A 24,124-nucleotide genomic window follows, 5' to 3' on the forward strand; every position below is an offset into this window, starting at 1 on the left:
TTTTGGGAATGAGGAAACCTAATAATGACCAATGATACGCTCCTGGCACTGCGCCGAGACATCAATGAAATCGACTCTGAGCTGTTGATTTTATTGGCAAAACGCCGCCGCATCAGCCATTCGGTGGTGGAATATAAAATCGCCAATAACAAGCCCATTCGCGATGAAGCGCGAGAGCAGGAGTTACTGGAAAAGCTGATAAGCTATGGTAAATCGCTCGGCCTGGATGCCTACTATATCAACAGCGTGTTTCAGCGGGTGCTCGAAGACTCGGTGCTGCACCAGCAAGCCATGTTGCAGCAAAACCTCAACCCAGAGGTATTGGGCGAGACCAATCGGGTGGCGTACCTTGGCGGCCAGGGCTCATACTCCCAGCTGGCGGTGCACAAATACTTCAGTCGCCGTCCCGGTAAACTGGTCGAGATGGGCTGCGCCCAGTTTGATGAAATCACTGGCGCGGTGGAAAAAGGTCAAGCCGACTTCGGCGTGCTGCCAATTGAAAACACCAGCTCGGGCAGCATCAACGAGGTATTCGACCTGCTCCAGCACGCCCAGGTTTCCATTGTTGGCGAAGTCACCCATTCGGTGGAGCACTGCCTCTTGGTTAAACCCGGCACCGAGCTGGGCGACATTACCAAGCTTTTCGGCCACCCCCAACCCTTTGCCCAGTGCAGTCGCTTTATTCAAGGTTTAAATGAAGTACAACTGGAAAACTGTGACTCCACCACCAGCGCCATGAAGGCGGCGCTTAATTGTGATAACAGTGCCGCCATCGGCTCTGCGGAAGCTGGCAAGCACTTAGGTCTGGAGGTCTTAAAAACCGGCATTGCTAATCAAAGTGAGAACCACAGTCGCTTTATCGTGGTGGCGCGTAAGGCCATGCAGGTTTCAACACAAATACCGACCAAGACCACATTGATTATGGCCACGGAGCAGCATGTGGGTTCATTGGCTGATGCGCTCATGGTGTTCAAGGAGCATGGCATTAACATGGTGAAACTTGAGTCACGTCCGGTTCCTGGCAACCCCTGGGAAGAAGTGTTTTATGTGGATTTAATTGCCAATCTGGCGGAGCCAAAGGTGCAACGCGCTCTTGAGGCCCTAAAAGATCACACCCAGTTTGTACGCATCCTGGGGTGTTATCAAAGCGATTCACTGCAGGCGGTGGAAGTGAATTAACACCTAAAAAAGAGCCAGAAGTTATGACTTCTGGCTCTTTTGCATTGTGGGCAGGTTAATTTGCAAGACCAATTAACTCGATTTCCGCGATTTGTACCAGGCCATCATTATTGGCATTTTTACTGATACTCACGCGATAACTGCTATAGGCAAAGCCGTTGCTAAAGCTAAAGGCGCGCCGCTGAAGTCTGTCATCCCAGCTCTCGCCGACCCAGGATGCCACTTCCACCCAGGTTTCGCCGCCGTCATTGGAGCCAAGCAGGCTGAAGTTTTCCGGATCCCGCTCTGGGGCATCATTGGCACTGGTAATGACGATTTCACTGATCACCTGAGGGGCACTAAAGTCGGCCTGTATCCAGGAAGGGTTTTCAGCCGTTGGTGCGCCCTGCCAGTCGTTATGGTCCAGCCACTTAGTGCTTGGGTCATTATCAAAGGCCTTATCCTGATTTTCGCCATCGCCAATACTAGAGCGCGCACTAAAGAGAGTGCCAGGCAGCTCGGTTAAATCCTGCAACTGATACTGGGGACCAATAAAGCCCACCTCGGCAATTTGCACCAGGCCATCATTGTTGGCATTGGCACTTACCGACAGGCGGTAATGCGAATAGGCCAAGCCATTGCTCAGGGCAAAATTACGTTGCTCTAAGCGCTCGGAGAATTCCTCCCCCGCCCAGCTCGCTAATGACAGCCAGGTTTCGCCATCGTTCGAGGCCAACAGCGAAAAGCTAGCCGGGTCACGCTCGGGCGCATCGTTGGCACTGGTGATCATCAGCTCATTCACGGCTTGCGCCTCGGCCAGCTGCACCTGGATCCACGCCGGGTTTTCCTCGTTGGGTGCGCCCTGCCAGTCATTGTGATCCAGCCACTTGGTGCTCACATCCCGGTCAAAGGCCTGCGCCGCGCTCTCGGAATCACTGATACTAAAGCGGGCACTGTAGCTGGCACCACTGCTTAGGGAATGATCCAGCCCCTCCAGATCGGGGCCGATCAGCTCTACTTCAGCAAGCTGCAAGAGGCCATCGTTATTCTTATTTTTACTTATTTCCAGGCGATAGCTGCTGTAAGCAAGTTGATTGGCCACGGCGAAGGTGCGGCGCTCGGTGCGCTCATCAAAGGCCTCTCCGACCCAGCTTGCCAGGGTTATCCAGCTTTCACCGCCATCATTAGACGCCAGCAGCGAGAAGTTTTCCGGATCGCGCTCCGGGGCATCGTTGGCGCTGGTAATGGCCAGCTCATTCACCGCCTTTGGAGCACTGAGGTCGAGCTGAATCCAGGACGGATCCGCGTCACTGGGCGCACCTTGCCAGTCATTGTGATCCAGCCATTTGGTGGTTGGGTCATTATCAAAGGCCTTATCCTGGTTTTCTGCATCGCCTATGCTGTTGCGGGCCGAGGCGATCGCTTGTGGGTCATCACTGTGGTCCACGCTCATATGCACGGGGCCAACAAAATCGATTTCGGCCAGTTGCAGCAAGCCATCATTGCCCTGATTCTTGGTGATATTGATACGGTAGCTGGCGTACGCCTGAGCGTTGGCAAAAGCAAATTCCTGACGCTCAAAACGCTCATCAAAGGTGGCACCGACAACGGTAGCTAGGGTTAGCCAGCTCTGGCCACCATCATTGGACGCCAGAATATCGAAATTTTCCGGGTCGCGCGCCGGGGCGTCGTTGGCACTGGTAATGAATACGCTGCTGATCGCCTGTGGCACGGCAAAGTCCACCTGCACCCAGGACGGATCTTCTACACTTGGCGCACCTTGCCAATCATTATGGTCGAGCCACTTGGTTTGCACGTCATTATCGAAGGCCTTATCGGCGCTTTCCGCATCACTGATGGCATTGCGGGCACTGATGGTGGCATCCAACATGGTTTGCACCGTGCTCACTTCCTTAAGCGGCCCTGTGCTACTTGCCTCATCAAACAAGGGCAAGGTTAAATCAACAATCGACGCACCACTGAACCCTAACTCAGCGCTCAAGGGATGCCGTTCAATGGCATCAAACAGACGCTGGCGAAAACGCTCGAGCGCCTCGGCATCATCCGCCAAGGCCGCACTGATATCGGCTTGTGCAGCACTCAAATTAGCGGCGAGGGTTTCGCCGATATTCAGCTCGGCAAAGGCGGCATTGAGCAATGACAACTTAATGCTGGCTTCATCGATTAATGGAGTCTGGCACTGCTGCTCACCGGCCTCATTGGTTTCGCATTGCTCGGCCCCCTGAAAGTTTGCCAGGCTATGGGCACTGACCACGGGCGTTTCAAAAACATTGGTGTTATTAGTTTGCCAGCCCATGATACGCAGCAGTAAGGCTGACATATCCGCTTGCGCCAGCGCCATCAACTCGGCACTGGAGACATTGCGACCGTTGGCAATTTCCTGCTCCACCAAAAACGTCGCCAAGGTGGTCAGGGCGTTGACCTGCATGCTTGCATCCGCCTCACCATCGGCCTGATTGCCATAGGGCACGCTCACCTGAGCCAAGGTGCTTAGCTGCGCACCGACAAGGGCGTCGCCGCTTAGCTCTTGGGCAATTTGCGCATCGCCACACATGAGCGCATCACACACCATACTCGATTGCGCCGTGGTGCTGGCTGTCACCTTCACCGTGGTATTAATACCAAATCCTGGTGCGCCCGTGACGGTGAAAAACACCTCGCCTTGGGTATCCGTCATGGCCTCGGCATCGATGCCAAGCTCGGTGCCATTTAGGCTGGCCACACTTATCTGCGCGCCACTTAAGGTCCCTTTGACCACTGAGCCTGCCAGCTCTGCGGCCGTATTTGCCGCAGCAACCGGGACGTCTTGAGGGTTAGGATCATCACTGCCGCCGCAGCCACTTAGCACAGTGCACAGTACCAAGGGCACCGATGTCACTTTGATAAAATTAGACTTTTTCTATTGCTACCTTGTTCTTTACTGATGCGCACCGCCCGAAGCTGGGCATTATTGCTCTTCTTTCTTGCCATCAATTCGGGCCTAAATGCGCATGTCACATAATGAGTTAATTAAAAACGATACGTTAAGCCGGCATAGTAGCGACGACCGCTGTAGCTGCTGCTGCGTAACCTGGCCTTGCTGTCCTCACCATAAAAGGTTCTTGGCTCCTCCTCGGTCAAGTTGATCACCGAGGCGCTAAAGGACAGGTTATCCATCAAGCTATAGGAAGCGTTTAAGTCGACCTGTTGGTAGGGCTCCTGGTAGACGGTCAAGCCATCGGCAAGGCCCAGTGCGGTCTTGCCGCGACGGTTGTAGGAAGCGCGAACACTGAAGGTGTCGTTCTCAAAGTAAGCAGAGAAGTTGAACTGGTTATCGGCGCTGCCCACCAGAGCAGACTCACCTACCTTTTCACCATCGACACTGACATCCGCCTGGTTGGTGTCATTGAGGGTGTAGTTGGTGTTAATGCCGAAACCGTTATCAAAGGCGTGCTGGGCGAATATCTCAATACCGCGCGAGGTAGCATTGGTACCGTTTGCCGTGGTGGTAAAGGGCGTCACCGTGATCTCCCCTTCGGGCACGATCATCTCACCGGTATTGGGGTTGGTAAAACCGTCAAAAGGACGTACCGAGGTGATAATCAAGGGCACGATAAAGTTATCTACGTCCTTGTTAAACAGCGCGATACCAACCGCAGAGCCCTCCCCATAATAGTATTCGGCGGAGATATCCGTTTGCACCGACTCGTAGGGTTTTAAATCCTTGTTACCACCAGATCCCTGCCAGCCCGGCTCAACCGGGTTACCACGGAATTCCAGGCGATCGTCGGCCCACTCCTGAGAGATAAAGGTCAGTTGCTCCGGAGCCCCTAGATCGTTGTATGGGGCGCGCGACATGGTTTTCGCCGCCGCGGCGCGCAGCACCAGGTTATCGGTGGCATCCCACACCAGGTTTAAACTGGGTAAAAACTGATGGTCGGTGGAGGTGCGGCCAATGGTTTCTTCCACATCGAGTAAACGGCGCTCACCAAGGATGTCTTCCTGGGTAACATCATCAATGTCGTCCAGGAAGAAATTGATCTTGTCCGAAGACATAATATCGGTTTCGGTTTTTACGTAACGGACACCGACATTGCCGCGCAGGCTTTCATAGGAAAAATCCGCCTGCACATAGGCGGCGGTGATTTTCTCTTCGATATCAAAGACAAAATCCGGCTCTTTGCGGGTGTACTTGGCGTATTCACTGGTGACGATATCGCGGTATTTGTCCCAGTTAATGGTGGGCATGACGTTAACATCAAAACCACCGGGAATATTCTGCTCTGAACGGCTATTAAGCACATCTTCCAGGTTTGGCATGCCACCGATCCACTGGTAAGAAACCTCGTCGATGGCACCTTGGCTAAATGGATCAATTGTACCGTTAGCGATGCCCGCCGCCCCCTCTTGTGTGATAAAGAAGGTGTTATTGGTTTCGCGGTGCAAGCTGGTCTTACGGTGTTTCACCCCCACCCGCAGGGTATCAACCCAACCCGAGCTCAAATGGTAGCTAAAATCCAATTGCCCATAATCTTCTTCCAGATCACTGACGATATAACTCGAGCCGGTCGAGCCCGGATCCGGGTCGCCGGCAACACCCCCCAGCAGGTTATCCAGAAGGGCTGGATCCGTATACAAGGAGACGCGGTCACCCAAACGCCAGCCGGCAAAGGCCGCGGCATTTTCCACCCGGCCGGAATCACTGCGACCGGCGGGCTGGCCACTTTTGTACGCCGCACGCCAAGATTCAGACGGGCCTCCACTGGCCTTGGTGCGACCAAATTTACCTTTTAAGTCATAGACGTCGCCGCTGTACTCAAAGCCGAAGTCATAGGTGTCTGAGGTGTCTTCTTCAAGGGTATAACTGCCTATAATCCAGGGGAATTCCATATTTCCCTCAGTGCCACCGGCGCCCGTGGTAAAGTCCATGCCCGTCACTATGGTGCCGCTCTGATCAAGCTCAACCCCAACTAGGTGATTGGGGTTGTATTTCCATTCTGGGATCCACATTTGCGAGGTGGTTCTGTCCTGGCCCAATTCAAAATGGAAGTAGTTAAAGGTCAGCTCTAGGGTATCCATGGGTAGCCACTGCAAGGTGGTTTGAATCCCTTCACGCTCACGTTTTTCTTTGGTTACCCCAACGCCGGCAACCTGAGGCGCCCAGACGCCGTCATACACATTGCCATAAGCATCTTCTAAGGCGGCGAAACGTCGGCTGCTGTCGGTAATTTCATTGCCCTGGGTATCAACCGCGGGTAGATCTGAGCTGGTGGCCCAGCGCCAGCCACCGCCGCCACTCATATCTCCGCCTAACGAGCGGTTGGTGCGGTCCTGACGAGAATAACCGACTAACACACCCAGGTTCTCCTCATCATTTTTCCATGAATACACGCCGTTGAAGTTGGGCTCGTATTTTTCGGTGACATCGGCATAGGTGTATTCGAGGTTTAGGGCGCCAGAATTGGCATCCATCTCCAATGGCTTACGGCTGTGGATAATCACGGTCCCACCCACCCCACCTTCATCTAAGCGCGCCTCTGAGGACTTAAATACTTCCACGGACTGCACCATGGTCGAAGGTAGTAAGGAGTAACTAAATGAACGTGACGGTGAGCCCGGAGACGAGGCAATAAAGTTACCATTGAGTTGGGTAAAGGTCAGATCCGAAGACAAACCGCGAATACTGACGTTTTCCCCTTCACCGCCGCTGCGGGAGATAACGATACCGGGAACTCGCTGCAAAGAGTCGGCGACGTTCTTATCGGGAAACTTGCCTATGTCTTCGGCGGTAATGGCATCGACAATGGCATTGGACAGGCGTTTAATTGCCATATTTTCTGCCATTGAAGCACGTATTCCGCGCACTTCGATGGTTTCTATTTCTTTTTTATCTTCGTCTTCTTCGACGCTGGGGTCGGCATAGGCTGCATTTCCCGCCGCCATCATTGCTAAAAACAGTGCAGACTTTGTGAACCGCTGCGCATGACCCGCGCCTCGTCGGTTGTTCTTATTGTTGGCCATTTCAGTCTCCAAGTATCTTTCTTATTGTTGCTCGCCAAACAAAAGACTGACGAGAAATGTCGCCTACGTTCCTATTACTGCCTTACTTTTCACAAGTTAATAGTTTGTAAAACTTGCCCACAGAATAGAGTCATGACCAGTTGGAGCGATAATATAAATTCGGTGAGCTCTAAGACAAAATCGGCGTATAGACTAAAAAAAGATCCAATTAACTACGGCCTGATTTATAGTGCTCTCCCTATAAGAATGGCTAACCCAGAATCAAAATTGGAAAGGTAACTAAATGATTAAAAAGGATTTATAAGATTAAAAAACAATTAAGATTGAAACGGTGACAAAAAGAAAAAACACAGCAAGGGGGATCAATGAACGCCGACAATAGTAAAATTCTTGAAGTTTGTCTGAATGCGGACAATCTTCAGATGCTTAGACAGAACCTTGCTGTGGTGTGCAACAGTGGTGCTCGGCGCATTGAGTTGTGCGCCAACATGGCCCAAAACGGCACCACACCGAGTACTCAGGCCATGGCACTTGCCGGTGAGTTAGTGACCGCAAATACCGAGCTACTTGTGATGATCCGCCCCAATACCCACTCCTTTAGAGTGGATACGTCAACCTTAGCGCAGATGCTTAACAGCATAGAAGCGGCGGCCGCCCATGGCGCCACTGGGGTCGTCTTTGGCGCCCTGAGCGTAGCGGGCAAAGTAGACGCTCCAGTAGTACAGGCCCTGGTGAAACAGGCTAAACAAGCTGAACTCACATGCACCTTTCATCGTGCTTTTGATGCCATCGACAATCAATTCAACGCCCTGGATACCCTGATAAACCTCGGGTTAGATCGGGTGCTCAGCAGCGGCACTCCCTGGCAAAGTGGCCTGGGCGCTGCGGCAGGGATAGAACGCCTACGGGCATTAGTAAGGCATGCCGGCGGCCGTATTGAAGTGGTCGCAGGCGGCGGGGTAACGGCGGAAAATGCCGGAGCCCTTTGGCAAACCCTAGCGCGTGAAGGCGGCCCTCTTTCACTGCACAGTTACGGCGGCGTACACAAGGCGCAAGACCAGGTATCACATTCGGCTCTCGAGGCAATACTAGATGCAACAGACTAAACAGGATACGCAAACGCCCAGCATTCCCAGGCTTTATCTCGGTATTGATGGCGGTGGCAGTAAATGCAAGGTGCGCCTTGAAGATAGCAATGGCTTATTCCTCGCCGAAGCGACATCGGGACCCGCCAACATAGCAACTTCCTTCAATCAGGCCCAGGAATCGATCACCGAGGCTGCTGTACGTGCTTTGATGTACGCCGATTTGCCTCTTGAGAAATTAAACACCATCCATGCCTGTGCAGGCTTGGCCGGGGCTTCAGTGCCATCGGCCTTAAACAAAATGATGCAATGGCAACATCCATTTGCACGCTTGGATATCACCACGGATATGCATATCGCCTGTGCCGGCGCTCATCAAGCCGCTAAGGGCGCGGTGATCATTATCGGTACCGGGTTTTGTGCCGGCGCCATAGACCAAGGCCGGATGCTTGAATTTGGCGGCCACGGGCTGCTGCTAAGCGACGGCGCCAGCGGTGCCTGGTTAGGGCTAAACCTGGTGCGCCATACACTGGAGGTACTGGATGGTCTAACAGTTTCATGCCCCTTGAGTGACGCCCTGTTGCAATACACCCATTGCAACACCGCGGGAGAGCTTACGGCGCAAAGCATTAATGCCACGCCGGGCTATTTTGCCCAGTTTGCTCCTTTGGTGTTTAGTCATGGCCATGAAGCCTTGGGGAAAGCGCTCCTCAGCCAAGCCGCTTGTTATGTATCTCGCTATATCGACCATTTACAACATCAAGGCTTTAGCCGCATCTGTTTGATGGGCGGCGTTGCTCATGCACTCGAGCCCTGGCTCAGCGATGAACACCGCGACCTGCTCACCCCCATGCAGGCAACACCGGAAAGTGGCGCGATTGCGTTGGTGCACCATAGACTGGGGGGTTAGGGTCTGTTTGCAGAATCTAACCCTCGATAGTTTCCCGCAGCTTGGAAGGCACATCACCAAAGAGGCGCTTGAATTGTTTGCTGAAATAGCTGGGCTCGGCAAAGCCACATTGGTACGCCACCTGCGACACCGGCAGTTGCGTTTCCACCAGCAGTTTGCGGGCATTCTCAAGGCGCACTTCGTTAATGTACTGGTTGGGCGTTTTTGCCAGATGCTTTTTAAAGCGACGCTCCAGCGCACTCACCGATAGGTGCGCCAACTCGGCGAGCTCTTCGATGCCAATATGGCGATGAAAATGGCTGCGAATATACTCCACCGGCGCCTCAATGGCCTTCACATGCGACAAAGCCTTGGACGTTTTTTGCAAATGGCGCGTTACGCCATAGGTGCCGATGATCTTCCCTTGCTCATCTTTTAGCACATGCTTGGAGGTAGAAAACCAGCCGAGCTCTCCCCTGTCCGTGTAATTCAGCTCCAAGCGGTCGGTCACCACATACCCCTGCATCACCCGCTTATCGTCATTCACATACTGAAACGCCAAGTGTTTAGGGGAAAAGTCGAAGTCCGTTTTAAACAGGATCTGGTCGAGAGACTTAAACCCTTGGTGCTCGATAAAGTGTTGATTACCATGCAGGATTCTACTGTCGGTGTCCTTTACCCAAAAAAGAATATCGGGGATCAGATCAAAAGCGGCAATCAATTGATTTACGCCGACTTTATGTAGAAATTCGGTACGTTCCATGGGCTTACGCATACTCAAATTAAGGGGCTCGTGCTTTTATTGTAAACGCCGATTTTGTTGCATTGTCAACCGAATTTTTATTATCCCCCAAGCAGCCCACTTCCCTATTATCGATAACACGATGTTAACTAAACTCATAAGCACGGTGTTTTTCAACCCTGTTTTACACCCGAGCGCTAGCACCCTGCTTATAGGAAATATTAGATGAGTATCAAACGAATTCGAATGGCCATGGTCGGCGGTGGTGAAGGTGCCTTTATAGGCGCGGTACACCGTATTGCGGCTCGCCTGGACGGGCAAATAGACTTGGTCGCCGGCGCTTTTAGTTCAGATCCAAAGCGCGGCCTAAGCACGGGACAAACACTCGGCCTGGACCCGGCGCGTTGCTACGGGGATTATCAAAGCCTAATCACGGGGGAAGCCCAGCTAACGGCGGATAAACGCGCCGACTTTATCGCCATAGTCACGCCCAATCACTTGCACTTCCCGGTGGCTAAAATGGCCATAGAACACGGCTTCCATGTGCTCTCGGATAAACCGGCTACTCTCACCTTTGCTGAAGTACAACAGCTTGCTACCTTGCTTGAACAAAATACCAGCCTGTACGGTTTGACCCATACCTACACAGGTTACCCCATGGTCAAAGAGGCCAAACAGCGCGTTATCTCCGGTGAGCTTGGCGCCATTCGCAAGGTGGTAGTGGAATACTCTCAGGGCTGGCTGTCGCAAGCGGCGGATGAACAAGGTAAACAGGCGAAGTGGCGCCTAGATGCCAACACGTCTGGCATTAGCTGCTGTATGGGTGACATAGGCGTTCATGCCGCCAACCTGGTGGAGTATGTCAGTGGCCTGACCATCACCGAGCTCTGTGCCGATCTTAACCAGGTATTGCCGGGGCGCGCCTTAGATGATGATGGCACCGTATTACTGCGTTTCAATAATGGTGCCAAAGGCGTGCTAATGGCCAGCCAAATCGCTGTCGGCGAGGAAAATAATCTGCGCCTGCGCATTTATGGTGAACATGCCAGCCTGGAGTGGGCACAAATGGACCCCAATAGTCTCTGGCTTCGCCCCCATAATGCCCCCGCGCAATTGTTGCGTGCTGGTGTAGGCCCCCTGAGTGAGGCCGCCATGACGGCACTGCGTACTCCCGCGGGCCACCCTGAGGGTTACCTCGAAGCCTTTGCCAATATTTACCGCAATTTTGCGGCGCAGATCAGCGCGTACAAGGCGGGTCAGGTTTCGAGTAACGAGGCATTTGATGTACCCGGCATCGACCAGGCCGTTCGTGGCATGGCGTTTATTTACAATGCCGTTGCGGCGTCTAAGCAAGACAGCAAGTGGCACCCTTTCACAATGGATCACTAAAACGTATGAAACAAATTAAAGGACCAGCCATTTTTCTTGCCCAGTTTGTCGGCGATGAAGCACCGTTTAATAACCTGCCTAACATTTGTCGCTGGGCCGCAAGCTTGGGCTATAAGGGCGTGCAAATACCCAGTGGCGACAAGCGCTTATTTGACCTTGAGCAAGCCGCGCAGTCACAGGAATATTGCGACTCCATTAACGCTATCGTCAATGATGCCGGGCTGTGTATCACAGAGTTGTCCACCCACCTGCAGGGCCAGTTGGTTGCCGTGCATCCCGCATATGATGAGATGTTTGATAACTTTGCTCCAGATGAAGTTAAGGGCCAACCTCAGGCGCGGCAAAAATGGGCTACGGAGCAATTGCTGATGGCCGCCAAGGCGAGTCAGCGTCTGGGCTTAAAAAGCCACGCCACCTTCTCCGGCGCGCTGCTGTGGCACACCATGTACCCCTGGCCGCAGCGCCCGCAGGGACTGGTTGAGCAGGGATTTGAGGAATTAGCAAAACGTTGGCTGCCGATTTTGGATGCCTTCGATAAGGCTGGAGTAGATGTCTGCTATGAACTGCATCCCGGTGAGGATTTACACGATGGCGCCACCTTTGAGCGCTTCTTGGCGGCGACCAATAATCATCCACGGGCGCAGATCCTCTACGATCCCAGTCACTTCGTCTTACAACAGTTGGACTATCTGCAATTTATTGATATCTATCACCAACGCATTAAAGCCTTTCACGTCAAAGACGCTGAGTTCAATGCCAGCGGCCGCGCCGGTGTGTACGGCGGTTATCTGGATTGGCAAGCGCGTCCGGGACGTTTCCGCTCCCTAGGCGATGGCCAGATAAACTTTGGTGCCATTTTCAGCAAATTGACCCAGTACGGGTTCGACGGCTGGGCTGTGCTGGAGTGGGAATGCTGCATCAAGCACCCCGAGTCGGGCGCTCGCGAGGGAGCTGAGTTTATCGCCAAGCACCTGATCACGCCCACCGACAAAGCATTTGATGATTTCGCCGGGGCCAGTACCGACAGCGAACGCAACAAACGCATTTTGGGCATTAACTAATGAGGACACCCACAATGGATAATAATCATAATAACCGCCTTGTGTTTCGCCTGTGCTGTATTGCATTGGTTGTAACCTCAATGACCTTCGCTATTCGCGCCGGCATTCTCGGTCAGTTAGGCGAGCAGTTTTCGCTCAGCGATACCGAACTTGGCTGGGTAAACGCCATGGCTTTCTTAGGCTTCCCTATTGCGACTATGGTCGGTGGCGCTATCTATAACGCCATCGGTGCGAAAAAATTGGTGGCGCTGGCCTTTGTCTGCCACTTCGCTGGTTTGGTAATGACCATTTACGCCGATGGCTTTTGGGCGCTGCTGCTTTCTACATTCTTAATTGGCTTCGCCAACGGTTCGGTTGAGGCCGGCTGTAACCCGCTTATCGCCGAAATGTATCCCAATAACAAAACCACCATGCTTAACCGTTTTCATGTCTGGTTCCCGGGCGGCATTGTCATTGGTGCCCTGGCCTCAAATGCCATGACCTCAAGTGGCTTTAACTGGCAATGGCAGGTGGGTCTTATCATCATACCAACCATCATTTATGGTTTGATGATGTTCAAAGCACAATTCCCGCAGTTCGACACTCGCACACACTCAACATTGAGTAATTTGAAGAACTTATTCTCACCTGTATACCTCTTCTTAGTGGTGTGTATGACGCTAACGGCCACCACTGAGCTGGGTACACAACAATGGATTGAGCGAATTTTAGGTGCTTCTGGTGCATCCCCTATGATGATTCTTGCCTTGATAACAGGTTTGATGGCTATTGGTCGTTTTTTTGCCGGGCCCATAGTGCATAAATTTAACCCATCGGGTGTGCTCTTGGGCTCAGCGGTATGTGCGACAGCAGGTATTTTCGTGATGAGCCAAGCCACCGGCAGCATGGTTTACGTGGCTGCTGTGCTATTTGCTATCGGTGTAACCTACTTTTGGCCAACTATGCTCGGCTGCGTGGCTGAATACACGCCAAAAACCGGTGCATTGGGCATGTCGCTTATCGGCGGTGCCGGCATGTTCGCAGTGAGTTTGTGGAATCCAGTCATTGGTAGCTGGATTGACAATGCACGTACGCAGGCACAGGCCGCAAATATTGACGCGCAACAAGCTGAATTACTTGCGGGTCAAGCAGTGCTAGGGAACATTCTGCTGTTCCCAGCCATCCTTATCTTCGCCTTTTTAGGCTTTTATTTTTATATCAAGAACAATAAGGGCGTACCAACACACGCCCAAGTAGCAACAAGTAAAGACTAACAAGGGTTTCCTACTATGAAAAATTCGATTAAAGCCCTACCGTTAATGTTCGCTCTAAGCTCCACGGCCTGTGCGTGGGCGCAGGACAACCAGTTGACGGAGCAAGAGCAACAAGCCGGTTGGCAATTGTTATTTGACGGCAAAGACATGTCTCAGTGGCGTAACTTCAAAAGTGATGGCCTGAATAAACAGTGGCAGATAGAAGATGGCGCCATGACCTTAACCGCCGGGGGCGGCGGCGATATCCTCACCAAGAAGAGCTATGACGACTTTGACCTGCAATTGCAATGGAAAATCGCCCAAAAAGGCAACAGTGGCATTTTCGTGCTTGTGGATGAAAAAGGCAGTGCCATCTACTCCCATGCCCCGGAAATCCAAATTCTCGATAATAAAGAGCACCCGGATAACAAGGTTGACTCGCACCTGGCAGGCTCAATTTATGATTTATTCGCAGCCCCAAGCAGTGCGCATAAAGTAGCTGGCCAGTGGAACGATGTGCGCATTCGTCTGCGCGATAACCACCTCGAGGTATGGCAAAACGGCGTCAGCACCACCAGCATAGTGATAGGCAGCACCACCTGGAATGCCTTGGTCGCCAACAGCAAGTTTGCTACCTGGCAGGGCTTTGCCCAGGGCCAAGGTGGGCACATTGGCTTGCAGGACCACGGCGACCGCGTGTGGTTTAAAAATATCAAGATTAAGGAGCTGTAGTGATGGCCAAATTTGATCATAAAGTGCTGGTTGTCGGCTCTGGCGCCGGTGGCGCCATGGCGGCCTATACTCTGGCTAAGCTGGGTCACAAGGTGCTAATGCTCGAAGCGGGACGCGACTATAACCCAAAAACCGAAAGCCCCATGTTTAAGCGCAATAGCGAAGCGCCCTTAATGGGCGCCGGCAACAAAGACAAAAACTTTGGTTTTTATGACGCCACGGTAGATGGCGGCTGGCAAGTACCCGATGAACCATACACCGAAGCAGAAGGCACCGACTTTTACTGGTGGCGCGCGCGCATGCTAGGCGGTCGCACCAATCACTGGGGTCGCTACTCGCTGCGTTTTTCCGAACATGACTTTAAAGCGAAAAGCCGCGACGGCCATGGTGCTGATTGGCCATTTGAATACCAAGATCTTGCTCCTTGGTACGATAAAACCGAGGCCATAGTCGGGGTGTGTGGCACCAACACGGGCCTAGATGATATGCCGCCGTCTTCTGAAGGCATTTTGCAGCCGCCACCCAAACCCCGTGTTCCAGAGTTACTTGTGGCTGCGGCGGCGAAAAAGCTTGGCATTCCTGCTGCACCCATGCACCGCGCTGTGCTTACCCGCCCTCTTGACGACCGTATGGCCTGTTTTTATGCCACTCCCTGTGGCAGTGGCTGCTCCATAGGTGCGGCATTCCAAACCACCACCTCCCTTATTCCCTTGGCAAAAAAGACGGGTAACTTGGAAGTGATCACCGATGCCATGGTTAAGTCCGTGTCCGTGGACGATAACGGCAAGGTCACGGGTGTCACCTATGTGGATAAGAAAACCATTACCGAGCATGCCATCAGCGCCGATGTGGTGATCCTGGCGGCCAGCGCCTGTGAGTCTGCGCGCATTATGTTGAATTCCAAGTCCGCGGCGCACCCCAATGGTGTTGCCAATTCCAGCGGCCAAATAGGCAAAAACCTGATGGACAGCACAGGTGCATGGTTGGGAGCACAGATCCCTGCCTTGAAAGGTCGCCCGCGTTACAACGAAGACGGCCATACCGCAAACCACCTGTTTATTCCTTGGTGGGGGCATAAGGCTCAGGCACAAGGAGAACTTGATTTTCCACGTGGTTACCACTTCGAGATCAGCAGCGGCTTCCGTCAACCTGGTTCCGGCGTATCTGGTGATAAACAAGGCTATGGCCCTGAGCTTAAGCAGCAAATTCGTGATGCATACGGCTCATACGTTGGTTTCGCTTTGCGCGGTGAGATGCTGCCCAACAAAGATACCTATATGGAGATTGACCCAGAAGTGAAAGACAAATGGGGTATCCCTGTGTCTAAATTCCACTTCAAATGGTCAGACAGAGAACTTAAGCAAATTGAGCACGGCCTCAAAACTGCTAAACAAATCCTAGAGACCATGGGCGCAACCGTCGGTGAACTGCCCTCTGCCGAACAGGCGATTTCAAAAGGGGGAGAAATCATTCACGAAGTTGGCACCACGCGCATGGGTAGCTCACCAAAAGAGTCGGTTACTAACCAATGGGGCCAAACATGGGATTGTGACAATCTATTTGTTATGGATGCCGGTGTATTTGCGTCTAACCCACATAAGAACTGCACGCTTACGATCATGACGTTAGCTATGCGCAACTCAACTTGGCTCAGCGAACAAATTGGCAAAGGAGCGTTATAATGCACCATCAAGACAGAGACAACGCCTATCAATACAAATCAGGGATGACTCGTCGCGAGTCACTCAAATGGCTAGGCTTATTAGCAGCTGGTTCAGCGGTCACTCTCACGTCAGCTTGCTCCAAAGCGCTTGATGTCACTGCAGCAAGCAGCAAAGGGCATTGGCCAGATTTAGATCTGAAACCCATTACCGCACCGGGCTATGGTACTGATCCAAACTTAGTGATCCCGCCGCAGTCGCCTTGGCCACTTACTTTAAGTGCAGCTCAACTCACTTTAGTCGCCGTGTTAGCGGATTGGATTGTGCCACGCGAGGGCTCAATTCCTTCTGCATCGGAATTAGAAGTGCCAGCTGTCATTGATGAGTGGGTCAGTGCGCCTTATGAGGGACAACAACGCGACCGCATTACTATTTTGAATGCGCTGGCCTGGATAGACGATGAGGCTCAGCTGCGCTTTAAGGCCAGGTTTGCCGCCCTGAATCGCGCTCAGCAGCAGGCGATTATCGACGATATCGCCTATTACTCAGATAAAACCCCTGAGCAGTTTAAGCGCATTGGTAAAGCCTTTTTGCGCTTTAAAGATTTAGTGTTGGGAGCGTTTTTCTGCTCTCCGCAAGGCTGTAAAGACATTGGCTACTTAGGCAATGTGCCCATTGGCGGCGACTACCCAGGGCCCAGTGCACAAGCCAAAGCCCACCTCGATAAGGTGCTCAATGAGCTCGGACTCAGTACCTACGCCTACCAGGATTAATACATCTAGCGCACCGCAGAGCCCATTTATGGGCTCTAATTTTATGGACTCAAAATGAAATATATTTCTTTTAACCCGATTGTTTGGCTTTGTGTTTTAGCTTTGTCTCTGCCGACGGCGGCAAAACAGCCGCAGATTAAGACCCCTCCCATCAGCGTGCAGCTTTGGTCTGTAAAAGAGGCCCTTAAAGCCGACTTTCACGGAACCCTTGAGGCACTTGCGAACATGGGCTTTGCCGGTGTTGAATTCGCCGGAGACTTTGGCCCCTATGGTGACAACCCCAGCGCCCTTAAGAAAACACTGGCCAAGCTTGGTCTTCAAGCCAGCAGCGCCCATATCGGCTTTGATGTCCTCACTGAACAAAAGCTAGCCCAGACCCTGCTGTTTTATAAAACACTCGGAGTTAACACCCTGTATGTTCCCTGGGATGAGCGTGCCTGGGATGCCAACCGAATAGCCCAGTTTACCGAGCAACTAAGCGCCGCTCATGCACAAGCCCGGCACTTCGATATGGAGATCGGTTTTCATAACCATGAACGTGAGTTTGAACCCTATAAAGAGGCGACGTTTTGGGACTATATTGCTACCCACACCTCGAACTCCTTGCCATTGCAACTGGATATAGGTTGGGTACATTACGCTCAACAGGACGTTCAGGCCTTAATTAAGGCCTACCCGCAGCGTACCCGCTCTGCGCACATTAAGGTAGTCGCCAAAAACAATGGCCTTAGCCCCATTTTAGGAAACAATGGTTTTCAGTGGGATGAAATCATTCAGACTTTGATTGCTGAGGGTAAAACCCAGTGGCTGGTATTAGAGCAGGAACAATATCCCGAGCAGATGACCCCACTGCAAAGTGTGGCGGCATCAAAGCAAGGACTGGATAAGGTACTCGCGCGTCTTCAGAACTAATCTAACCCGGCCTTTTTCCCACACAAAAAACGCCACCCCTAAGGTTGGCGTTTCATTATTTGTTTGCTACTCGCTAAATACACTGTGCGGTCATATCCCAATCATTTTTGCGATTGATATTTGCGGTGATGCTGGTGCATACCTTTTTCGCTTCCTGATCGGTTAGACCCCAAAAGATCAAGGCGCCTTTACGGGCGTCGCGATTACCGTTTAAATGAATATAGTGAGTACGTGCCGGCTGTTGCTGTAACATGGAGGCATAGCGCTTATCCAGGCTTTCTTTGCACTCAAAAGTGACATGGGAGCAAAAGTTCTCCTCTACGCACTGATCCACAAAGTCCTGAACCAGATTGGCATCACAGGCACCTTCCTTATATCTGTGCCCCACTCCGATCATCTCAATCTCACGCCCTGGTAAGTTGTAAGTGATACGAGCCTGGGCATACACCATTTCCCGCTCTGGGGTAAAAATCTCACTATTATTGTAGAAATAATAAATTGCCGCGCCGATTGCTGCCAATATTAATATATTTTTCATTTAGTTACCTCTTCGTCCATTGAAGTTTTGAGTAGCCAGTGTAGAACAGTTTTGTACCTAATCCAAATATGCTCCGAGTAAGTGCTAAGCAGACCTTTGCCGTTAAAAGCAATCACCCGCATAAGAGCTATACTCTATAGACAGATTGGAGCATGAATTATGAGCCAAAAACGAGCCTTTTATCGCGTCCACAACAAGGTGATTTATATGTCATTTAAGCGCTCTTTTGCGAATGAAAATGACGGCACGGAGTTGCAGTCGCCATCCCCTAAAAAGCTCGCTCAAGTAATTAGGCTAAAACCTAAGCATTACCGGCATTAAGACAAGCATTAGGACGATATAGCCGCGACAAATATACAAGGTTCAAAGCCTAAGGTTACGCCGTATCTCTAAAAAATGCATACTTCCTATAAACCAACCGGCTTAATTCCAGATGTAAGGGAATAAGCAAAATATAAATATAATCCGCAAGCCAGTAGCCAAAATCAATCAGCCACTGCACATATTCTGTAAATCCAAACGTGCTAAGTTGGGGAGCCAAGAAAGTGCCAATAAGCATAAACGGCAAGGCAAAAAGGAAAAATAGAAATTGCACTATGGTCGCCAGCCCTATTACAAGGGCAAAGAATAAAAAGGCGTTGGTTGCTTGCATGCGTTTAGCGTACAAGTAAGGGATGCAGGGGGAGGCCAATAAGAAGAACAGCATTATCCAACCAGCCATTATGACCTCAACTCCTTGAAGAGGCGCCCCATCAATACCAAACCCAGACATGAAAGAGAGGTCGCCAGGCCACCTACCAGCCCCAACAGAAGGGTCCCTTGTAGGGGCATTTGTATCAATATGCCCAAGATAGCAAAGGTGATACATCCATATATTAAAAACCGTAACACAATCATAAATCCTCCATGATCATACCTATTTTTTCATGCTCCAGTTAGCTGGGCTGAGGCTGCCCTCGCAAGCTATCCAGCAACTGCTGCGGGTTGGCCAGAATAAACTCGTAGGCTTGTCCGTTGATTAAGGTGATTTTAATCGCCTCGCTCGATAGTGGAATTACACCCCCACCCTTTGCTGATGTGCTTTGCACAGTGGCAATACTGCTACGAGAAAAGGCATAGGGCCCAAGGCCGAATGTTTCATTGAAGGGGCTAAATTGCAGTTCAGTTTCGGTTAAAACCAGTTCGCCGTCGGCGCGTGCCACACCGCACTGAGCCGTGGCATTAGCCGACTTTAAAATAGACGCTGACATATCACACTCCTTTGCAACTAGGTTGCTATTCGTCCCAAATTGATGAGGTTTATGCTTTGATATCAAAAAGCTAGCAGCCTATTAGCGATTAAACAAACCAAAACCAGTAAAATAATTGAGTAAGTTTGCTTTTCAATCCTGCTTCTTACCCATGGGCCAAAATGGGATCACCGCAGGCACCCGATTTTTGTAATCCACATAGACATTGCCAAAACGAGACACCAGGGATTTTTCCTCAAAATACAACCCAATAAAGATATAGACAGTCATGCAAACTGAAAGCATCAACTGGGTCATGCTCATAAAGGGCGTAAACCAGACCCCCATTAAGACCCCGGTTTGAATGGGATGGCGCACCATTTTATAAAGAAAAATTTCTTTAAATTCATGACCTTCATCTGGATTCATGGATAAGCTTTGTTTTAACCCCATCAAATGAAAGTGGTCTATCTCAAAGGTGGCTAGCACCAAGATAAGCCAGCCAAAGACATGTAGCGCACGCAATATAATCACCGCGACCTGGTTATCTGTGTGCCAAACCGTTCCGGCGATGGGTTGCCAGTAGAAACAAAAAGCGAACATAAAGAGGCCGGAAATGAGCACATAGATACTGCGCTCCACCGCCGCGGGCACAATCTGAGTCAGCTTTTTCTTAAAACTGCTGCGTGCCGCCAGGCTATGGTGCAGCCCAAATAGCAAGATAATGAATAAATTAATGAGGATAGCCTGGGTGCCAGCGCTGCCGACCGGCTGAGAATTGATATGCAAAGGTAAAAAGCTCCATCCCCCTAAATACAGCATAAATGCTGTGAGTCCTGCCAGCCCAACGAGATAGGCAAAAATCCCAAAGAGTGACACTAAGAGCCTGTTCATACTATTCTCCCCGACCCCGGCCGGAATCAAGCATAATTGAGCTTATAATTTACCGTTCGAGGTACAAACTAGCACCTATGCTCACCTCCTTGTTTGCGAGGGCCGATTAAAATCTAATTTAACTATAGACTTAATCTGTGCTTATGGTGGCTAAAAACATAGGTGGCTGGAGGTTAATTTTCAGGGCAAAGTCATATCGACTTAGAAGCAACCGGTCGGCGCTTAGCACCGACCTAGTATGTGGGAAGCGCCGATATGATTAATCCAACACCTTGGCATCATTGGCTTTATTAAGCAGAGCCCGACTTTGACGCAAAAACTGGTCGCTGGCATCGCTAAAGAAATGTTTGGCATCGTTAAAGGCGGCGATTAAGGCATCCTTATCCTTATCGCGAAGCATGTTCAGGGTTTGCTCGTAGGTGTTTTGGTACGCCTCAAGCAGCGGCTCGACGCGGTCAAACTGGGCCAGCATAATATCGCTGTAAAGCTCCGGGCTTTGTGCAAATAACCGCCCTACCATCATCAGCTCTAACTGATAGATGGGCGATGAGCAGTCACGAATTTCCTGCAAGCTGTGCTCCTGGCGCGCCAGAAACTGACCGTACACAAAGGTGGTTAAGTGGCGCATCACTTGAATTATTTGCATGGCCTCATCGTGTTTACGTGCGCTCATTGTCACCAGCTGGCAACCCCAAACCTTAAGCTGGGCTTGCAAGGCATCCCCAGCCTTACTCTCACGACCCGGGCACACCACAACGGTTTGCTTAACCCAATGGCTGATGTCGGGGCCAAACATAGGATGTAAGCCCAGCACAGGACCGCTGTGCTTTTGTGTCAGCGCCGCTAACGGCTTTTCCTTAACCGAGGTGATATCTACCAGTAGCGCGTCCTCATCGAGCGCAGGGAGTGATTCAACCACCTTGTCAACGGCATTAATGGGCACACTGATAATCACGCACTTTGCGCCGCGAATAATCTCTTCGGCCTTACCTTGCTGCTGTTCATCCTTATCGAGAATACGCACCTCAACGCCACTGCGGATAAGTTGCTTGGCAAACAACTGACCCATGGCACCGCGACCACCGACTATCACTGCAGGGCTAAGCTCAGGGCAAACGCAGGCGAGTTCACTTTGTTGATTTTGATAGGCCTCGCGCATCATGCGGCGGAGAATATCTTCGACCAGGTCGGGATTCACGCCTTGTTCTGTTGCTTGCTCACGGCGCGCGGCAAGGAGAGCGGCTTCACGATCCGGGGCATGCAAAGGCGCACCATAACGCTGCTTGACCTTACCGACCTGCTCGGTGATCTGATTACGTTTTGCTAAAAGGCGGACTAATTCACTGTCGCAGGCGTCTATTTCGCTGCGTAACTGGGCTAACTGCTGCTCGGCTGACATTGTGTAAACTTATAATTACATGCGGTAAATTAATAATTACACCGATACTAACACAATCAAAGAGGAATTGAAGGGCTAGCTAGCCGACTAAAGGAAACAAGGTGAGGGGGAAACCAAAACGGGCCAGCTATTGCTAGCTGACCCGTTTTATCACGTTTTAGTAAAACGCGCGTATTAATTAAGTTTTTCTTTAATACGTGCAGATTTACCAGAACGCTCACGCAAGTAGTAAAGCTTAGCGCGACGAACCGCACCACGGCGCTTAACTGCGATGCTGCTGATAAGAGGGCTGTGCGTTTGGAATACACGCTCAACGCCTTCACCGCTCGAGATTTTACGAACTGTGAATGCTGAGTGTAGGCCACGGTTACGCTTAGCGATTACAACACCTTCAAAGGCCTGTAGACGCTCTTTTTCACCTTCTTTTACACGTACCTGAACAATAACTGTATCACCAGCACCGAACGCAGGTACATCTTGCTTAAGCTGTTCAGCTTCAAGCTCTTTAATAATATTTTGGTTTACTTTTGCCATTTTATTTCTCACTTTCCTAGGTGTAACTGTCTTCTAGCCACAAGCTATGAGTTTTCCTGCTGATATTCAGCAAGTAAACTTGCTTGCTCCTCAGTCAGAGCTAGGTTTTGCAACAAGTCTGGACGTCGTTGCCAAGTTCTTCCGAGTGACTGCTTAAGCCGCCATTTCGCAATTTCTTGGTGGTTACCGCTCAGTAAAACTGATGGAACCGCTTTGCCATCCAATATCTCTGGCCGGGTATAGTGAGGACAATCAAGCAAGCCATCCGAAAATGAGTCTTGCTCAGCCGACTGGTTGTGGCCTAACACCCCTGGCACTAATCGCGCGACCGCGTCGATTAATGTCATGGCCGGTAGTTCACCACCGCTGAGGATAAAATCCCCAATCGACCATTCTTCATCGATATAGGATTCGATGATCCTTTCATCTATACCTTCGTAACGACCAGCTACTAAAATCAGTTTGTCGCTAAGAGCAAGCTCTTGCGCGCCTTGCTGATCTAGTTTCCGCCCTTGTGGCGACATATAAATTACCTTAGCACCCTCACCCGCTGCGGCTTTGGCATCGATTATGGCCTGCTTTAATGGTTCAACCATCATCAACATGCCCGGACCACCGCCATAAGGTCGGTCATCCACTGTACGATGCTTATCCGTCGCGTAATCGCGTGGGTTCCAGCAGTGAAAGTCGATTAAACCACGTTTCACTGCGCGGCCTGTGACACCCTGCTCAGTAATAGCCGAAAACATCTCGGGGAAGAGGCTTATCACCCCCACCCATAAAGGTGCTTGCGCCATTAAAAGGCCGGATCCCAGTCCACAGTAATTTGGCGAGCTTCATGATCCACGTTCTGAATAACCGAATCGGTTAAGAACGGGATTAAACGCTCACCCTTGCCAAACGCATCTTTACTGTTTGCTTTCACAACCAGTACGTCGTTTGAGCCTGTCTCCATCAAGTCATCAACCTGACCTAGGTTGTAACCTTTATCGGTTACCACCATCATGCCGATGAGATCTCGCCAATAGAACTCACCTGCCGGTAGTTCTGGCAGTTGCGCCGCATACACAGAAATTTCCACATTGGTAAAAGCCATTGCTTGGTCTCTGTCGTTTACTTGCGCGAACTTGGCGATAAAGCCTTTGTTGTGGCGACGCCAGTCACTCACTTCAAAGGATTGCCATTTACCTTGTTGCCCTATCAACCATGGGCTGAAATCGAAGATCCCTTCGGGATCATCAGTAAATGAATGTACCTTAAGCCAACCCTTAATCCCATACGGGGCTCCGAGTTTGCCAACGACGATTGTAGAGGCTTGCTCCTGTTGACTCATGGTTACACTTACGCCTATTAAGCCGCTTTACGAGCGTCTTTAACTAGTTTTGCTACGCGATCTGAAAGAGATGCACCTTGACCTACCCAGTGATCAACACGAGATAAATCTAAACGTACTTTTTCTTCCTGACCTGCAGCAATAGGGTTAAAGAAACCTACTTTCTCGATGAAACGACCGTCACGCGAGAAACGGCTATCCGCAACCACAATTTGATAGAAAGGACGCTTCTTAGCGCCACCACGTTGCAAACGAATAGTTACCATACCGTCCTCTAAATAGATTGACTGTTTTCATTAATAAGTTTACTTCCCCATAGAGGGAAGCTGGGGAATTGTACGAATTTTTTGCCACAATGCAAGTAAGAAGTGCATTTAATGCTTTGTTTATGTCGGTTAAATGCTGATCCTAAGCCGCTGTAGCAAGAGGATTTGACCGTTATTCAAACACCTGCTGGTTAATCGTCACAGTCTATACAAATTGACGCTAAAACGCTTCGTTTTATTACCTCCCTTTAGACCCGCATAACAAAGTGGGTCTAC

22 protein-coding genes are annotated in these 24,124 nt (G+C 50.9%); 10 read left to right on the top strand and 12 right to left on the bottom strand.

What is annotated here, in order from left to right; genetic code table 11:
- The first annotated feature begins 24 nt into the window (after positions 1 to 24).
- Positions 25 to 1,179 (top strand): chorismate mutase, encoded by a 1,155-nt coding sequence (locus C2M24_RS01310; RefSeq protein ID WP_105213035.1) that lies wholly within the window; start codon positions 25 to 27, stop codon positions 1,177 to 1,179.
- 55 nt (positions 1,180 to 1,234) lie between these two features.
- Here C2M24_RS01310 and C2M24_RS01315 read toward each other — a convergent pair whose 3' ends face one another.
- Together C2M24_RS01315 and C2M24_RS01320 are read right to left on the bottom strand one after the other, a co-directional pair.
- On the bottom strand, positions 1,235 to 4,048 hold the full coding sequence (locus C2M24_RS01315; protein WP_233999473.1) for a discoidin domain-containing protein: 2,814 nt from the start codon (positions 4,046 to 4,048) through the stop codon (positions 1,235 to 1,237).
- A gap of 140 nt (positions 4,049 to 4,188) precedes the next feature.
- The gene (locus C2M24_RS01320) at positions 4,189 to 7,179 is read right to left on the bottom strand and encodes a TonB-dependent receptor (RefSeq protein WP_105213037.1); all 2,991 of its coding nucleotides are present in this window, start codon (positions 7,177 to 7,179) and stop codon (positions 4,189 to 4,191) included.
- A 365-nt stretch (positions 7,180 to 7,544) separates the two neighbouring features.
- On the opposite strand from C2M24_RS01320, the gene C2M24_RS01325 reads away from it, so the two are divergent.
- Positions 7,545 to 8,285, top strand: coding sequence for a copper homeostasis protein CutC (locus tag C2M24_RS01325; RefSeq protein WP_105213038.1), 741 nt, complete (start codon positions 7,545 to 7,547; stop codon positions 8,283 to 8,285).
- Complete coding sequence (locus C2M24_RS01330) at positions 8,272 to 9,174, top strand: BadF/BadG/BcrA/BcrD ATPase family protein (protein ID WP_105213039.1); 903 nt, start codon at positions 8,272 to 8,274, stop codon at positions 9,172 to 9,174. The genes C2M24_RS01325 and C2M24_RS01330 overlap by 14 nt, the downstream gene beginning before the upstream one ends.
- Positions 9,175 to 9,190: 16 nt before the next feature.
- Here C2M24_RS01330 and C2M24_RS01335 read toward each other — a convergent pair whose 3' ends face one another.
- Positions 9,191 to 9,916 carry an AraC family transcriptional regulator gene (locus tag C2M24_RS01335; RefSeq protein ID WP_105201099.1) on the bottom strand — a complete coding sequence of 242 codons (726 nt, stop codon included), beginning with the start codon at positions 9,914 to 9,916 and terminating at the stop codon, positions 9,191 to 9,193.
- Between the two features lie 204 nt (positions 9,917 to 10,120).
- On the opposite strand from C2M24_RS01335, the gene C2M24_RS01340 reads away from it, so the two are divergent.
- From C2M24_RS01340 to C2M24_RS01370, 7 genes are read left to right on the top strand one after another with little or no spacing between them, the layout of a single operon-like run.
- Positions 10,121 to 11,284, top strand: coding sequence for a Gfo/Idh/MocA family protein (locus tag C2M24_RS01340; protein ID WP_105213040.1), 1,164 nt, complete (start codon positions 10,121 to 10,123; stop codon positions 11,282 to 11,284).
- Between the two features lie 5 nt (positions 11,285 to 11,289).
- Positions 11,290 to 12,345 (top strand): sugar phosphate isomerase/epimerase family protein, encoded by a 1,056-nt coding sequence (locus C2M24_RS01345; protein ID WP_105213041.1) that lies wholly within the window; start codon positions 11,290 to 11,292, stop codon positions 12,343 to 12,345.
- A 14-nt stretch (positions 12,346 to 12,359) separates the two neighbouring features.
- Positions 12,360 to 13,598: an MFS transporter gene (locus tag C2M24_RS01350; protein ID WP_105213042.1), complete on the top strand. Its 1,239-nt coding sequence runs from the start codon at positions 12,360 to 12,362 to the stop codon at positions 13,596 to 13,598.
- 15 nt (positions 13,599 to 13,613) lie between these two features.
- Positions 13,614 to 14,309, top strand: a complete 696-nt coding sequence (locus C2M24_RS01355) for a 3-keto-disaccharide hydrolase (protein ID WP_105213043.1) — start codon at positions 13,614 to 13,616, stop codon at positions 14,307 to 14,309.
- A gap of 2 nt (positions 14,310 to 14,311) precedes the next feature.
- Entirely contained in the window at positions 14,312 to 15,991 is a 1,680-nt protein-coding gene (locus tag C2M24_RS01360; protein WP_105213044.1) for a GMC family oxidoreductase, read from the top strand.
- The gene (locus tag C2M24_RS01365; RefSeq protein WP_105213045.1) at positions 15,991 to 16,743 is read left to right on the top strand and encodes a gluconate 2-dehydrogenase subunit 3 family protein; all 753 of its coding nucleotides are present in this window, start codon (positions 15,991 to 15,993) and stop codon (positions 16,741 to 16,743) included. Before C2M24_RS01360 ends, C2M24_RS01365 begins: the two co-directional genes overlap by 1 nt.
- 54 nt (positions 16,744 to 16,797) lie before the next feature.
- A complete protein-coding gene (locus C2M24_RS01370; protein WP_105213046.1) occupies positions 16,798 to 17,655 on the top strand; it encodes a sugar phosphate isomerase/epimerase family protein in 858 nt (285 codons plus the stop codon).
- A gap of 73 nt (positions 17,656 to 17,728) precedes the next feature.
- Here the strand turns inward: C2M24_RS01370 and C2M24_RS01375 are convergent, their stop codons facing one another.
- From C2M24_RS01375 to rpsP, 9 genes are all read right to left on the bottom strand, one after another.
- Positions 17,729 to 18,193, bottom strand: coding sequence for a hypothetical protein (locus C2M24_RS01375; protein WP_105201003.1), 465 nt, complete (start codon positions 18,191 to 18,193; stop codon positions 17,729 to 17,731).
- A 376-nt stretch (positions 18,194 to 18,569) separates the two neighbouring features.
- The gene (locus C2M24_RS01380) at positions 18,570 to 18,914 is read right to left on the bottom strand and encodes a hypothetical protein (RefSeq protein ID WP_158677968.1); all 345 of its coding nucleotides are present in this window, start codon (positions 18,912 to 18,914) and stop codon (positions 18,570 to 18,572) included.
- Positions 18,915 to 19,128: 214 nt separating this feature from the next.
- On the bottom strand, positions 19,129 to 19,443 hold the full coding sequence (locus C2M24_RS01385; protein ID WP_105213048.1) for a hypothetical protein: 315 nt from the start codon (positions 19,441 to 19,443) through the stop codon (positions 19,129 to 19,131).
- Between the two features lie 132 nt (positions 19,444 to 19,575).
- Positions 19,576 to 20,316 carry a methyltransferase family protein gene (locus C2M24_RS01390; protein ID WP_105213049.1) on the bottom strand — a complete coding sequence of 247 codons (741 nt, stop codon included), beginning with the start codon at positions 20,314 to 20,316 and terminating at the stop codon, positions 19,576 to 19,578.
- A gap of 259 nt (positions 20,317 to 20,575) precedes the next feature.
- Complete coding sequence (gene tyrA / locus C2M24_RS01395) at positions 20,576 to 21,715, bottom strand: bifunctional chorismate mutase/prephenate dehydrogenase (protein WP_105200999.1); 1,140 nt, start codon at positions 21,713 to 21,715, stop codon at positions 20,576 to 20,578.
- Between the two features lie 174 nt (positions 21,716 to 21,889).
- Positions 21,890 to 22,249, bottom strand: coding sequence for a 50S ribosomal protein L19 (gene rplS / locus C2M24_RS01400; protein WP_105200998.1), 360 nt, complete (start codon positions 22,247 to 22,249; stop codon positions 21,890 to 21,892).
- Between the two features lie 44 nt (positions 22,250 to 22,293).
- Positions 22,294 to 23,046, bottom strand: a complete 753-nt coding sequence (gene trmD, locus C2M24_RS01405) for a tRNA (guanosine(37)-N1)-methyltransferase TrmD (protein WP_105200997.1) — start codon at positions 23,044 to 23,046, stop codon at positions 22,294 to 22,296.
- On the bottom strand, positions 23,046 to 23,582 hold the full coding sequence (gene rimM / locus C2M24_RS01410) for a ribosome maturation factor RimM (protein ID WP_105200996.1): 537 nt from the start codon (positions 23,580 to 23,582) through the stop codon (positions 23,046 to 23,048). Before rimM ends, trmD begins: the two co-directional genes overlap by 1 nt.
- Positions 23,583 to 23,599: 17 nt before the next feature.
- Complete coding sequence (rpsP, locus tag C2M24_RS01415) at positions 23,600 to 23,848, bottom strand: 30S ribosomal protein S16 (RefSeq protein ID WP_017216164.1); 249 nt, start codon at positions 23,846 to 23,848, stop codon at positions 23,600 to 23,602.
- Between the last annotated feature and the right edge of the window lie 276 nt (positions 23,849 to 24,124).

It is taken from the genome of Pseudoalteromonas sp. T1lg22 (assembly GCF_002964645.1).
Classification (GTDB): domain Bacteria; phylum Pseudomonadota; class Gammaproteobacteria; order Enterobacterales; family Alteromonadaceae; genus Pseudoalteromonas.